The following is a 13,507-nucleotide window of genomic DNA, read 5'->3' on the forward strand; positions in this document are numbered from 1 at the left end:
CAATCGGCGGCTTTTTTAAGACAGATTAGTTAGGCAATCCTAACCAGCTATTGCAAAGCAGCTGTGGTGTTGGATTGCGATAGGAGCAAGGAGGTTCCAATGATCGATTTTGAACAGTGGGAAGGCTTTGAGGGCCGCATCTGGAAAGAGGAGGTCAACGTCCGCGACTTCATCCAGAAGAACTACACGCCCTATAACGGCGACGAAAGCTTCCTCGCCGACCCCACTGAAGCGACCAATAAGCTGTGGGGCGCACTGCAGAAGCTGCAGAAGGCCGAGCGCGCCAAGGGCGGCGTGCTGGATATGGAGACCGACGTCGTCAGCAGCCTGACCGCATACGGCCCCGGCTACATCGACGAGAGCCTGAAAGATCTGGAGCAGATCGTCGGCCTGCAGACCGACAAGCCCCTGAAGCGTGCATTCATGCCCTACGGCGGCATCAAGATGGCAGAGCAGGCCTGCACCACCTACGGCTACCAGCCCTCTGCGGAGCTGCACAAGATCTTTACCGACTACACCCGCACCCACAATCAGGCCGTCTTCGACGCCTACACCCCCGAGATGAAGGCCGCCCGCCACACCCACATCATCACCGGCCTGCCCGACACCTATGGCCGCGGCCGCATCGTGGGCGACTACCGCCGTGTGGCCCTGTACGGCATCGACGCCCTCATCAAGTTCAAGCAGGAGGACCTCGCCAACTGCGGCGACGGCACCATGACCGATGACGTCATCCGCCTGCGCGAGGAGATCGCACGCCAGATCAGCGCCCTGAAGGGCATGAAGAAGATGGCCGAGGCCTACGGCTACGACATCTCCCAGCCCGCAAAGAACGCAAAAGAGGCCTGCCAGTGGCTCTACTTCGGCTATCTGGCCGCCATCAAGACCCAGAACGGCGCCGCCATGAGCGTGGGCCGCATCTCCACCTTCCTCGACATCTACATCCAGCGCGATCTGGACAAGGGTATCCTGACCGAGAGCGAGGCTCAGGAGCTTATCGACCACATGGTCATGAAGTTCCGTATGGTCAAGTTCGCCCGCATCCCCAGCTACAACCAGCTGTTCTCCGGCGACCCCGTCTGGGCAACTCTGGAAGTGGGCGGCATCGGCATGGACGGCCGCAGCATGGTCACGAAGAACTGCTACCGCTTCCTGCACACCCTCGAGAACATGGGCCCTGCACCTGAGCCGAACCTGACCGTTCTGTACTCCTCTGCCCTGCCCGAAAACTTCAAGAAGTACGCCGCCAAGGTGTCCATCAACACCAGCTCGGTCCAGTACGAGAACGACGACGTCATGAAGCCCGTCTGGGGCGACGATTATTCCATCTGCTGCTGCGTGTCTGCTACCCAGACCGGCAAGGAGATGCAGTTCTTCGGCGCACGCGCCAACCTCGCCAAGTGCCTGCTCTACGCCATCAACGGCGGCGTGGACGAGAAGAGCCACGAGCAGTGCGGCCCCAACTACGCCCCCATCACCGGCGAGTATCTGAACTACAACGAGGTCCTGCCCAAGTACGTCCAGATGCTGGACTGGCTGGCCGGTCTGTACGTCAACGTGCTGAACCTCATCCAGTATATGCACGACAAGTACTACTACGAAGAGGCTGAGATGGCCCTCATCGACACCGATGTCCGCCGCACCTTCGCCACCGGCATCGCCGGCTTCTCCCACGTCATCGACTCCCTGAGCGCCATCAAGTACGCCAAGGTCAAGGTCGTCCGCGACGAGGCTGGCCTTGCTACCGGCTTCGAGATCGAGGGCGACTTCCCGAAGTACGGCAACGATGACGACCGCGCCGACGAGATCGGCGTCTGGCTGCTGAAGACCTTCCTCGAGATGATCAAGAAGCGCCACACCTACCGCAACTCCGAGGCCACCACCTCCATCCTGACCATCACCTCCAACGTGGTCTACGGCAAGTACACCGGCGCTCTGCCCGATGGCCGTGCCGCCTTCACCCCCTTCGCACCCGGTGCGAACCCCAGCTACGGCGCAGAGCAGAACGGCCTGCTGGCCTCTCTGAACTCCGTGGCAAAGCTGCCCTACCACTGGGCACTGGACGGCATCTCCAACACCCAGACCATCAACCCCGACGCTCTGGGCCACAGCGAGGGCGAGCGGATCGAGAATCTGGTGCAGGTCATGGACGGCTACTTCGATCAGGGCGCACACCACCTGAACGTCAACGTCTTCGGCAAGGAGAAGCTCATCGATGCAATGGAGCACCCCGAGAAGGAGGAGTACGCCAACTTCACCATCCGTGTCTCCGGCTACGCCGTCAAGTTCATCGACCTGACCCGCGAGCAGCAGATGGACGTCATCTCCCGTACCTGCCATGCAGCTCTGTAACTCCCCCGTCGGGTACGTCCACTCGCTGGAGACCTTCGGCTCCGTGGACGGCCCCGGCGTCCGGTTCGTCGTCTTTCTGCAGGGGTGTGCCCTGCGGTGCAAATACTGCCATAACCCCGAGACATGGGCGGACGGCGGTGAGGAATGGACGGTGGAGCAGCTCTTCCAGCGGGTGTGGCGCTACCGCAACTACTGGGGCAAGAAGGGCGGCATCACGGTCAGCGGCGGCGAGCCGCTGCGCCAGATGGAGTTCCTGACGGCCTTCTTCGAGCTGGCCCGCTCCAAGGGCGTGCACACGGCCCTCGACACCGCCGGTCAGCCCTTCCGCCCCGACGATGCGGCCTATCTGGCCGACTTTGACCGGCTGATGCGCTCCACCAGCCTCGTCATCCTCGACCTGAAGGAGATCGACCCGGAGAAGCACCGCCAGCTCACCGGAAAAGACAACGCCAACATCCTTGCAATGGCGCGCCACATCTCCGACCTCGGTGTCCCCCTCTGGATCCGCCATGTGCTGGTGCCCGGCCTGACCGACGACGAGGAGGGCCTGCGGAGGACTGCGGAGTTCATCTCGTCCCTCAGGACGGTGCATCGGGTGGAGGTGCTGCCCTACCACACGCTGGGCCTCTTCAAATGGCAGAAGCTCGGCATCCCCTATCCCCTGCCCGACGCTGTCCCGCCCACGGCGGAACAGGTCAGGCGGGCCGAGGAGCTGCTGGAAGTCCACAAGTATCCGGGCTGATGATGATTTAATATGCAAAGCGTCCCGAGAGAACACCCTCGGGACGCTTTTTATTTTCGCACCATCATCTCGATAAAGCCTCTCATGGCCGAGGTCACGAATCGGCCCTTTTTATAGCAGATATAGGCGTCGCGCACCGCGTGGCGACTGCGGGGCTTATAGAAGACCAAACTACCGTCGTCGGGCTGGTGCTCCACCAGTACATTGCTGATGAAGGCCGCGCCGAGGCCATAGCGGGCGAAGTTGTACGCCACCATCGAGCGATCCATCTCCATAACGAGGCGGGGCTGAAAGTGGTTCTCCTCGAACATCCGCTCACAACACAATCGCAGATAGTTGCCGTCGTGGAGCAGAATGAAGGGCGTGTCGTAGAAATATTCCAGCGGGGCACAGCGCTCCTCGGGCAGTAGAAAAATCATCTCGCCCCGCTCGGCCTGTGTGAGCTGGTAGTTCCGCAGGCCCTCATTAACGGCGAAATGCGACGGGACAGCCAGCAGGAGATTTTCTCGGTAGCAGACGATGCGCTCGTAGCTCTCGGTGTCCAGCGGGCGGTTGGTGATGACGAGGTCGAGGTCGCCCGCGTCCAACATCTGCTTGCACTGGATGGTGGATGCTTCGCTGGCCCGGAGTGTCACGTTGGGATACTTGGTCTTAAAGGCCGCGATGCGCTCAGGCACGATGTAGTCGCTGCTCAGGTTGCTGCCGCCGATGGAGACAATGCCGCTTTGCAGGGTGCGCAACTCGTCCGCCATGTCGTGGAGATGGTTTTCCAGCTCGTAAATCTGCTCGATTCCCCGGATGAACTCGATCCCGAAAGGGGTCAGGGAGACGGGCCGGGTCTTCCGCTCAAAGATGGGCGCACCGGCCTGCTCCTCCTCCTTGCGGATCATCGCGCTCAGCGAGGGCTGGGCGATGTGCAGCTTTTCGGCCGCCTTGCTGAAGCTGCGCTCCTTGTAAACGCAATAAACATACTCCATATTCCGGAACATCGTTGTATTTCCTCCATGCACAGCTATCAATTATAGATTTTTATCTATATTTCTATATTTACATATATATTTGACTATTTGTCAAGAAGTTGATTAAATAAAATCATAAACACATTCGAAAAAAGGAGGCACACAGAAAACTATGGTCGATTTACGAAGCGATACCCTGACGATGCCCGATTACCCCATGCTGGAAACGATTTTGACGGCACGGCTGGGCGACGACGGTCGAACCGACGCCAAGGGCCGAGGCGAGGATCCCACCATCAACCGTCTGGAGGATATGGCCGCTGCACTGGTCGGCAAGGAGGCCGCTATCCTGATGCCCACCGGCACCTTCGGCAACACCATCGCCGTCATGACCCACTGCCACGCGGGGCAGACCGTTCTGGTGGACGAGGAGCAGCATATGCTGCTCACTGAGAAGTTCGCCTTTGAGCAGGACCTTGGCCGTCTTACCCCGGTCTGCTACCATCAGGACAGCCGCCACATGCCCGACCCCGACGAGCTGGATAAACTGCTGACCGAGAGCGGCGCGAGCCTTATCTGTCTGGAAAACAGCCATAACTTCTCCGGCGGCTACTGCATCGACCTGCCCACGATGGCGGCTATCCGCAAGGTGGCCGACCGACACGGCGTCCCCATCCACATGGACGGTGCACGGCTCTTCCACGCAGCGGCCCATCTGCACACCACAGTGAAACAGGTCTGCCAGTATGTGGACACAGTGATGTTCTGTGTTTCCAAGGGCCTCGGCGCACCCGTTGGCTCTCTGCTCTGCGGCACCGAGGCGTTCTGTGCCAAGGCCCGGGCCAACCGCAAGCTATTCGGCGGCGTGATGCGGCAGGCCGGCGTCGTAGCGGCACCCGCCATCTACGCACTGGAGCATAACGTAGAGCGCCTGACTGAGGACATCGAGAACGCCCAGTATGTCCACCAACAGCTCAGCGGTAAGCTGCACAAGGTCAGGCTTCAAGAAGAAGTCCAGACCAACATCCTCATGCTAAATCTCACCGACGCGGGCATCCTTGCCGATGAGTTCTGCAAACGGGCCAAGGAGCGCGGGCTGCTCATCCGCCCCATCCGCAACCAGTACCGCGTCCGCCTCGTCTTCTACAAAGGCATCACCCGGAAGGACGCCGAGGAGGCCGCAGCCATCCTGCTGGCGCTTGACAGCGAGTTGTAAACATTAGACAACAGAAAAGGAGGAACGTATGAATATCGTAGGTAAAAAAATCGGCCTGAGCACGCAGGTCTTCTCCGCCATGATCCTTGGCGCTGTCTTCGGTCTGCTTTTCGGCGGCGTCATGGTCAAGCTCGAGTTCATCGGCACCATCTGGCTCAACTGCATCAAGATGATCGTCGTGCCCATGGTACTCATGACCATCATCACCGGCATCACCTCCCAGAAGGACCTGAAGTCGCTGGGTCGCATCGCCGTCCGCATCATGGTCTATTATGTCCTCACCACGCTGGTGGCTACCGTCATCGGCCTCGCCACCGCTTCCGTCCTCAAGCCCGGCGTCCACGCCAACTTCACCGGCCTCGCTAGTAAGGAGGTCTCCGGCTCGACTGACATCACCATCGCGCAGTTCTTCACGAATATGTTCTCCTCCAATATGTTCGTCACCTTCTCTGAGAGCAACATCCTGCAAACCGTCGTCATCGCAGTGATGCTGGGCGTCGCCATCATGCTGGTGAAGAACGACGAGCACCGTGAAAAGCTCATCTCTGGCGCGAACGCCCTGTGCAGCATGGTCTTCTCCCTCATCGGCATGATCATGAAGGCCTCCCCCATCGGAATCTTCTTCCTGATGGGTGCCTCCTTTGGCAAGTACGGCACCAGCATCTTTACCTCCATGGCCACCTTGCTGGGCACCTACTATCTGGCCTGCATCCTGCAGGTGCTGCTGGTTTACGGCCTCGTGCTCTGGTTTGCAGCAGGCATTTCTCCCCTCCGCTTCATCCGCGACAGCGCTGAGCTGTGGGTCTACACCCTGTCCACCTGCTCCAGTGTGGCCGCTATCCCCGTCAACATGAAAGTCGCCCGCGAGAAGTTCAATGTCCCTGACAGCATCTCCAGCTTCACCGTACCCCTCGGCTCTCAGATGAACTACGACGGCAGCGTCATCCTTTACGGCTGCGTCATTATGTTCATCAGTCAAGTCTGCGGCCAGAGCGTCAGCCTCGAAATGATGCTCCGCGTCGTCCTGCTCTCCGCCATCCTCTCCACGGGCGGCGGCGGCATCCCGGGCAGTGGCATCGTCAAGCTGCTAGTCATGGTCGAAGCTTTCTCCCTTCCCACTGAGATTGTTGGCATCATCGCCGCATTCTACCGCCTGTTCGATATGGGCACCACTACCAACAACTGCCTCGGCGACCTGGCCGGTACCGTCCTCGTCTCCAAGCTCGAGGAAAAGCGGGCCAAGAAGCTCGCTGCCACCCAAGACAACAACTAAGTTTCCATCTCATCTTCTTCAGAACGCCCCCTGTGCAGCAGTGCACCGAGGGCGTTTGCTTTTGGATAATAGATGGAGCTGTTACATATTGTTTTAGCCGAAAGTGCAGCATCCATTTTCAAAATCAAACGTATAATCAAACAATTTAAAAGAGTATGCGCGTCATAAATCCATCGAAAATTTCTGATTTTCGAGAAAATTTGTTGCACATGCTTCTGTTTCTGGTATTGATACCGTTTGATTCTTACGCCTATTCGTACAAAAATAGAGGCTGTCGCATATGCAACAGCCCCTCGTTCTGTACTTTAGCCGCCCAGATATGCACTGCGGACACGCTCGTTGGTCAGCAGTTCGGCACCGGTGCCCTCCATGACCACGCGGCCCGTTTCGAGGACGTAGGCGCGGTCGGCCACAGAAAGGGCCATCTGTGCGTTCTGCTCCACCAGAAGGATGGTCATGCCCTCCTTGTGGATGTTCCGGATGATGTCGAAGATCTCCTGCACCAGCAGGGGGGACAGGCCCATCGAAGGCTCGTCCAGCATCAGCATGGAGGCGTTGCTCATCAGGGCGCGGCCCATGGCCAGCATCTGCTGCTCGCCGCCGGACATGGTCCCGGCCAGCTGCTTGCGGCGCTCCTTCAGGCGGGGGAACAGCTCGAAGACCTTTTCCTTGTTGGGGGCGATGGTGGAGTTGGGCTGGGTGTAAGCGCCCATGTCCAGATTCTCCTCCACGGTCATATGCAGGAAGACGTGGCGGCCCTCCGGCACCTGTGCCAGACCGGCCTCGACGATCTTATGGGCGCGGACGCCCTTGATGCTCTTGCCCTTATAGAGCACATCGCCGGTCTTGGGGTGGAGCAGGCCGGACACCGTCTTCAGGGTGGTGGACTTGCCTGCGCCGTTGGCGCCGATGAGGGTGACGATCTCGCCCTCGTTCACCTCGAAGGAAACATCCTTGACTGCGTGGATGTTGCCGTAAAAGACGTTGATGTTATCAACCTTCAGTAAAGTCTGTGCCATCGCTCAGCCCTCCTTCTTGCCCAGATAGGCTTCAATGACCTGCGGGTTATTGCGGATCTCGTCCGGCGTGCCCTTGGCGATGATACGGCCAAAGTTCAGCACGGCGATGCCCTCGCAGATGCCCATGACAAGGCTCATATCGTGCTCGATGAGCAGGACAGCGATGTTGAACTCGTCGCGGATGCGGCGGATGGTCTCGGTCAGCTCCGCAGTCTCGGAGGGGTTCATGCCGGCGGCAGGCTCGTCCAGCAGCAGCAGCTTCGGGCTGGTGGCCAGAGCACGCATGATCTCCAGACGGCGCTGTGCGCCGTAGGGCAGGCTGCCGGCCTGTGCATTGACAAGGTCGGCCATGTGGAAGATGTCCAGCAGCTCCAGTGCACGCTCGGTGCACTTCTTCTCTTCCTTCCAGTAGTTGGGCAGGCGGAGAAGCGAGGAGGCCAGATTATACTTCATGGACTCATGGAGGCCCACCTTCACATTGTCGATGACGGACAGCTCTTTGAACAGCCGGATGTTCTGGAAGGTGCGGGCCACGCCCATCCGGTTGACCTGATAGGTCTTCTTCCCGGCGGTGGGCATACCATCGATGAGGATGGAGCCGCGGGTCGGCTGATACACGTTGGTCAGCAGGTTGAACACCGTGGTCTTACCGGCACCGTTGGGGCCGATGAGGCCCGTGATCTCGTTGCGGCCGATCATCAGGTTGAAGCCGTCCACGGCGGTCAGACCGCCGAAGTCGATGCCCAGCTCACGGACGTCGAGGATGGGCTTCTTGTCCTTGTCGCGGTCGGTCAGAAAGCCGCCGGAAGGGACGCTGTGTAACTTCGTCTGAAACTCACTCATGGTCTGCGCCCTCCTTATCAGCATTCTTTTTGCGGAACAGTTCGCCGTTCATGGCCTTTTCCACAATGCGGCTCATCGAGAAGTCATAGCTGCCCAGCAGTCCGCCCGGGCGGAAGATCATCATGAGGATCAGCACCAGCGAGTAGACCACCATGCGGTAGCTCTCGAAGCTGCGGGTGGCCTCGGGCAGGATGGTCAGGACGGTGGCGGAGAGGATGGAGCCAAGCATGGAGCCCATGCCGCCCAGAACCACCATGACCAGGATCTCGATGGACTTCATGAAGCCGAAGGTGGAGGGGTCGAGGACGCCCAGATAGCAGGCGTACAGGCCGCCGGCCAGACCGGCGAAGGCCGCAGAGAAGGCGAAGGCCATGACCTTATAATAGGTCGTCTGGATGCCGCAGCTCTCGGCTGCGATCTCGTTGTCGCGGATGGCGAGGACAGCCCGGCCATGGCGGCTCTTCATCATGGCGTGGATGGCGAAGCAGGTGATGACCACGCAGAGGAAGACGTTCCAGTAATTGGAGTATTTCGGGATGTTCTTGAGGCCCTTTGCGCCGTAGAACAGCTTGAAGCCCAGCACATCGTCGATGTTGTTCAGGGTGATGCGGATGATCTCGCCGAAGCCCAGCGTCAGGATGGCCAGATAGTCGCCGGTCAGGCGGAGGGCCGGGATGCCGATGAGGACGCCGAAGATGCCGGCCATCACAGCGCCCAGCGCCAGACCGATGACAAACGCCGCGCCGGAGGGCAGCGGGCTGTACTTGGTGAAGAGGGCGCAGGTATAAGCACCCACAGCCATAAATCCGGCATGGCCCAGCGGCAGCTGACCCAGATAGCCGGTGGACACGTTCAGGGACACGGCGAGGATGATATTGATGCCCACGGTGAGCAGGACTTTGTTCTGATAGGTGGAGAGGACATTCTGCGTCATGAAGGAGAGCAGAACGAACAGCAGCACCACCAGCACGGTGTTCATCAGATAGCGCACCGGCATCTTCAGGGTCTTGCGTTTCAGTTTGTTCATGTTACAGTCCCCCTTACACCTTTTCCTGCACCTTGCGGCCGAGGAAGCCCGTGGGCTTGACCAGCAGCACGATGATGAGGATGGCAAATGTGACGGCGTCCTTCCATGCAGACAGGCCGATGGCCGAGACGAAGCACTCGCACAGGCCGATGGCGATACCGCCGACCATAGCGCCCGGGATGGAGCCGATGCCGCCCAGAACGGCGGCGACGAAGGCTTTCAGGCCCAGCATGGAGCCCATCGTGGGGGTGGCCTGCGGGTAGGAGCAGCAGTACAGCACCGAGCCGATGCCGGCCAGCGCCGAACCGACCGCAAAGGTGAAGGAGATGGTGCTGTTGACGTTGATGCCCATCAGGCGGGCAGCATCCATATCCTCCGAGACGGCGCGCATGGCCTTGCCGAGCTTGGTCTTCTGGACGAGGAAGGTCAGCGCCAGCATGGACAGCACCGTAACGACCAGCGTGATGATGGAGGTCAGGCCCAGAGGCACCTTGCCGACCGAGAAGGTCTTGGCATCAAAATAGGAGGGGATGACCTTTGCGCCGCTGCCCATGACCAGCTCTGCAGTGTACTCAAGGAAAAACGACACACCGATGGCCGTGATGAGCAGAGAGATGCGGGGCGCGCTGCGCAGCGGGGTGTAGGCCACCTTCTCGATGACCACGCCCAGCAGCGTACAGGTGATGATGGTGGCGCAGACGGCAGTTACCGGGCCAAGACCCAGCTGGTTCATGACGAACCATGACATATACGCACCCACCATGATGACATCACCGTGGGCAAAGTTCAACAGCAGGATGATGCCGTACACCATGCTGTAGCCCAGTGCGATCAGTGCGTAGATGCTGCCCAGCGACAAGCCGTTGATGAGCTGGCTGAAAAACACTGTCATTGTCTGATACTTCCTTTCTGAGGTCGTGGACGGATATAACAAAAAGCGGAGGCTGCCGAGTAAACCTGTTCCGGCGGTCTCCGCAAATGGGTCATTTACTTTCTGGATCTCGCTCTTATGCCGCACACCGGTGCGCAGAACCAGAGCAGGATCAGAACATCTCCTTCAGGACCGGCTTGCCGTCCACATAGGTCAGGATAGCGGTCTGCTTGACGGGGTTGTTGTGCTCGTCGAAGGTGAAGGTGCCGGTGATGCCATTGATCGTACCACCCTTGATGGCATCGATGACAGCCTGCTTGTAGTCGTCAGAGGCAGCCTCAAGACCGGCATCCTCTGCGGCCTGAATGCCGTAAACAATGGTCATTGCTGCATCGTAGCCCAGCGGAGAGAAGCCGTTGGGGTACTCCTCACCGTACTCTGCCTTGTAGGCATCCTCAAAGTCGGTGTTAGAGCCCTTTGCATAGTTGGCGCAGAAGTAGGTGTCGGTCAGCTGGTCGTTGGAAGCGTAGCCCTCCAGACCATCCCAGCCGTCGCCGCCGAGGAAGGGGACCGTCAGGCCGATGCTCTCTGCCTGAGACAGGATCTGACCCACCTCCTGATAGTAGTTGGGGCAGAAGACCGTCTCGGGGGCTTTGCCGAGGATGGTGGTCAGCTGAGTCTTGTAATCGACGTCGCCGTCGGAGTAGCTCTCCTGATCGACGATGGTGCCTCCCTGTGCCTCGAACTCGTTGACGAAGTTCTCGGCCAGACCCTCGTTGTAGTCAGCGCCCTTCTTGAAGATAACGGCGGCCTTGGTGTAGCCCAGCTTCTGGTAAGCGTAGTCTGCCATCTTGATGCCCTGGAACGGGTCGGTGAAGGTAGCACGGAAGACGTTCTCATAGACGGTGTCGGTCTCGGCATCGTAGGTGACAGCCTCAGCGGTCGCAGAAGCAGTGACCATGGGCATATTGTAATCCTGACTCTCGGCCACGACAGCCAGAGTCGGGGTGGTGGTGACGTCGCCCACCAGAGCGGTGATGCCCTGATCGCACATCTTGGTGAAGCAGGTGACAGCCTGCGTAGCATCACCCTGCTCGTCCATCGTGATGATCTCAAGCTGCTTGCCGTTGACACCGCCCTTTTCGTTGACCTGCTTCAGGTACAGGGTAGCGCCGTTGACGACGGCCTGACCGTAGACAGAGACATCGCCGGTCAGAGGTCCGATGACGCCGACCTTGATGGTGTCGCCGGAAGCGGCAGTGGAACCGGCTGCGGAAGCAGCGGTGGAGGTGGAAGCAGCGGTGCTGGAAGAGCCGCCGCAGGCGGTCAGAACGCCGGCAGCAGTCACAACACCGGCAGCAGCCAGAAAGCTACGACGAGAGATCATGTTTTTCATAAGTCTATATCCTCCTGATATTTGGAAGCATTCGTGTTTTTGGCGGCTTTCCTGCCCGGCCTGCTGCCGGTATCCGGAAAAGCCGCTAAGGAAGCAAAGTTCCCTTCCCTCAAAGCGGCTCTGCTATCTTGAGTCTTATTATAAGCACTCCGGTGCAAGTCTGCAATTCACAAATCGTCCATAGTTTCCGAGGGCTTTCCGGCAAAACTTGCTATTTTTCACAAAATCACCGGTTGCTTTTTGGTTACTTTTTCAAATTGTTCACCTGAGAAAAACAGAACATGAAATCGATTCACAAGTAACAAAAAGATGACACAACTTTCCTGCATTGAAGTTTGTTTTGACTAACATTATCGTTTTCTCTTGCATCCCGGGCCGAATCATGGTAGGATAATGTCGGTTAGTTAGCGTATACTATCCAAATGAGAAGAAAGCATCCATTCCTATTATATATGGAGGTACAGAGTATGAACTATCTTGAGATCGTAGACGTTCTGGGCCGTGAGATCCTGGACTCCCGCGGCAACCCCACTGTAGAGGCCGAGATCACGCTGGCCGACGGCACGGTAGCCCGGGGCTGCGCCCCTTCCGGTGCATCCACCGGCGAGTTCGAGGCGCTGGAGCTGCGCGACGGCGACAAGGGCCGCTATCTGGGCAAGGGCGTCACCAAGGCCGTGGAGAACATCAACACCGTCATCGCTGATGCCGTCATCGGCATGGATGCCTCCGACACCTATGCCATCGACAAGGCCATGATCGACGCCGACGGCACCAAGGACAAATCCAAGCTGGGCGCCAACGCCATTCTGGCCGTCTCCATCGCCGCCTGCCGCGCTGCGGCCGCTTCGCTGGATATGCCCCTCTACCGCTTCCTCGGCGGCGTGAACGGCAACCGTCTGCCTGTCCCCATGATGAACATTCTGAACGGCGGCGCACACGCCACCAACACCGTGGACACGCAGGAGTTCATGATCATGCCCGTGGGTGCCCCCTCCTTTAAGGAGGGCCTGCGCTGGTGCGCTGAGGTCTTCCACGCTCTGGCCTCCATCCTGAAGGCCAAGGGTCTGGCCACCTCCGTCGGCGACGAGGGCGGCTTCGCCCCCAATCTGTCCAGCGACGAGGAGACCATCGAGACCATTCTGGCCGCCATCGAAAAGGCCGGCTATGTTCCCGGAAAGGACTTCATGCTGGCCATGGACGCTGCTTCCTCCGAGTGGAAAAGCCCCAAGGGCAAGGGCTTCTACAAACTGCCCAAGGCGGGCACCGAGTTCACCTCCAGCGAGCTGATCGCCCACTGGAAGAAGCTGGTGGAAAAGTACCCCATCATCTCCATCGAGGACGGTCTGGACGAAGAGGACTGGGAGGGCTGGCAGGAGATGACCCGCGAGCTGGGCGATAAGGTCCAGCTGGTTGGTGACGACCTGTTCGTCACCAACACCGAGCGTCTGGCCAAGGGCATCTCTCTGGGCGCGGGCAACGCCATCCTCATCAAGCTGAACCAGATCGGCTCTGTGTCCGAGACCCTTGAGGCCATCAAGATGGCCCACAAGGCAGGCTACACCGCCATCAGCTCCCACCGCTCCGGCGAGACCGAGGACACCACCATCGCCGATCTGGCCGTGGCCCTGAACACCTGTCAGATCAAGACCGGCGCGCCCAGCCGCACCGAGCGTGTGGCGAAGTACAACCAGCTGCTGCGCATCGAGGAGCAGCTGGGCGACAGCGCCGTTTACCCCGGCATGGCGGCTTTCAACGTGAAGCGCTGACCTGAGATCATCGAAAAGGGGGGGGGGGGGGGGGGGGGGGGCG

General features: G+C 59.3%; 11 protein-coding genes. 5 read left to right on the plus strand and 6 right to left on the minus strand.

What is annotated here, in order from left to right; translation table 11 throughout:
* The first annotated feature begins 99 nt into the window (after positions 1 to 99).
* Positions 100 to 2,352: a formate C-acetyltransferase gene (pflB, locus tag LKD23_RS04600; RefSeq protein ID WP_227620623.1), complete on the plus strand. Its 2,253-nt coding sequence runs from the start codon at positions 100 to 102 to the stop codon at positions 2,350 to 2,352.
* On the plus strand, positions 2,339 to 3,094 hold the full coding sequence (pflA, locus tag LKD23_RS04605; RefSeq protein WP_227620624.1) for a pyruvate formate-lyase-activating protein: 756 nt from the start codon (positions 2,339 to 2,341) through the stop codon (positions 3,092 to 3,094). Before pflB ends, pflA begins: the two co-directional genes overlap by 14 nt.
* A 50-nt stretch (positions 3,095 to 3,144) precedes the next feature.
* Here pflA and LKD23_RS04610 read toward each other — a convergent pair whose 3' ends face one another.
* Positions 3,145 to 4,071, minus strand: a complete 927-nt coding sequence (locus LKD23_RS04610) for a LysR family transcriptional regulator (RefSeq protein ID WP_187299051.1) — start codon at positions 4,069 to 4,071, stop codon at positions 3,145 to 3,147.
* Between the two features lie 154 nt (positions 4,072 to 4,225).
* Here LKD23_RS04610 and LKD23_RS04615 point away from each other — a divergent pair, with 154 nt between their 5' ends.
* Both LKD23_RS04615 and LKD23_RS04620 read left to right on the plus strand, forming a co-directional pair.
* Positions 4,226 to 5,269 carry a threonine aldolase family protein gene (locus LKD23_RS04615; RefSeq protein ID WP_227620625.1) on the plus strand — a complete coding sequence of 348 codons (1,044 nt, stop codon included), beginning with the start codon at positions 4,226 to 4,228 and terminating at the stop codon, positions 5,267 to 5,269.
* Between the two features lie 28 nt (positions 5,270 to 5,297).
* Positions 5,298 to 6,542 carry a dicarboxylate/amino acid:cation symporter gene (locus tag LKD23_RS04620; RefSeq protein WP_227620626.1) on the plus strand — a complete coding sequence of 415 codons (1,245 nt, stop codon included), beginning with the start codon at positions 5,298 to 5,300 and terminating at the stop codon, positions 6,540 to 6,542.
* A gap of 305 nt (positions 6,543 to 6,847) precedes the next feature.
* On the opposite strand, the gene LKD23_RS04625 is transcribed toward LKD23_RS04620, so the two are convergent.
* The 5 genes from LKD23_RS04625 to LKD23_RS04645 all read right to left on the minus strand — a co-directional run bounded on the left by LKD23_RS04625 (position 6,848) and on the right by LKD23_RS04645 (position 11,698).
* Positions 6,848 to 7,561, minus strand: coding sequence for an ABC transporter ATP-binding protein (locus tag LKD23_RS04625; protein WP_227620627.1), 714 nt, complete (start codon positions 7,559 to 7,561; stop codon positions 6,848 to 6,850).
* A 3-nt stretch (positions 7,562 to 7,564) separates the two neighbouring features.
* Complete coding sequence (locus LKD23_RS04630; RefSeq protein WP_227620628.1) at positions 7,565 to 8,404, minus strand: ABC transporter ATP-binding protein; 840 nt, start codon at positions 8,402 to 8,404, stop codon at positions 7,565 to 7,567.
* On the minus strand, positions 8,397 to 9,431 hold the full coding sequence (locus tag LKD23_RS04635; protein ID WP_227620629.1) for a branched-chain amino acid ABC transporter permease: 1,035 nt from the start codon (positions 9,429 to 9,431) through the stop codon (positions 8,397 to 8,399). The genes LKD23_RS04630 and LKD23_RS04635 overlap by 8 nt, the downstream gene beginning before the upstream one ends.
* Positions 9,432 to 9,444: 13 nt before the next feature.
* A complete protein-coding gene (locus tag LKD23_RS04640; protein ID WP_227620630.1) occupies positions 9,445 to 10,323 on the minus strand; it encodes a branched-chain amino acid ABC transporter permease in 879 nt (292 codons plus the stop codon).
* 151 nt (positions 10,324 to 10,474) lie between these two features.
* Positions 10,475 to 11,698, minus strand: a complete 1,224-nt coding sequence (locus LKD23_RS04645) for an ABC transporter substrate-binding protein (protein WP_227620631.1) — start codon at positions 11,696 to 11,698, stop codon at positions 10,475 to 10,477.
* Positions 11,699 to 12,165: 467 nt separating this feature from the next.
* On the opposite strand from LKD23_RS04645, the gene eno reads away from it, so the two are divergent.
* Positions 12,166 to 13,464, plus strand: a complete 1,299-nt coding sequence (gene eno / locus LKD23_RS04650) for a phosphopyruvate hydratase (RefSeq protein WP_227620632.1) — start codon at positions 12,166 to 12,168, stop codon at positions 13,462 to 13,464.
* The last annotated feature ends 43 nt before the right edge of the window (positions 13,465 to 13,507 follow it).

This window comes from Faecalibacterium butyricigenerans (genome assembly GCF_020687345.1).
GTDB lineage: Bacteria > Bacillota > Clostridia > Oscillospirales > Ruminococcaceae > Faecalibacterium > Faecalibacterium butyricigenerans.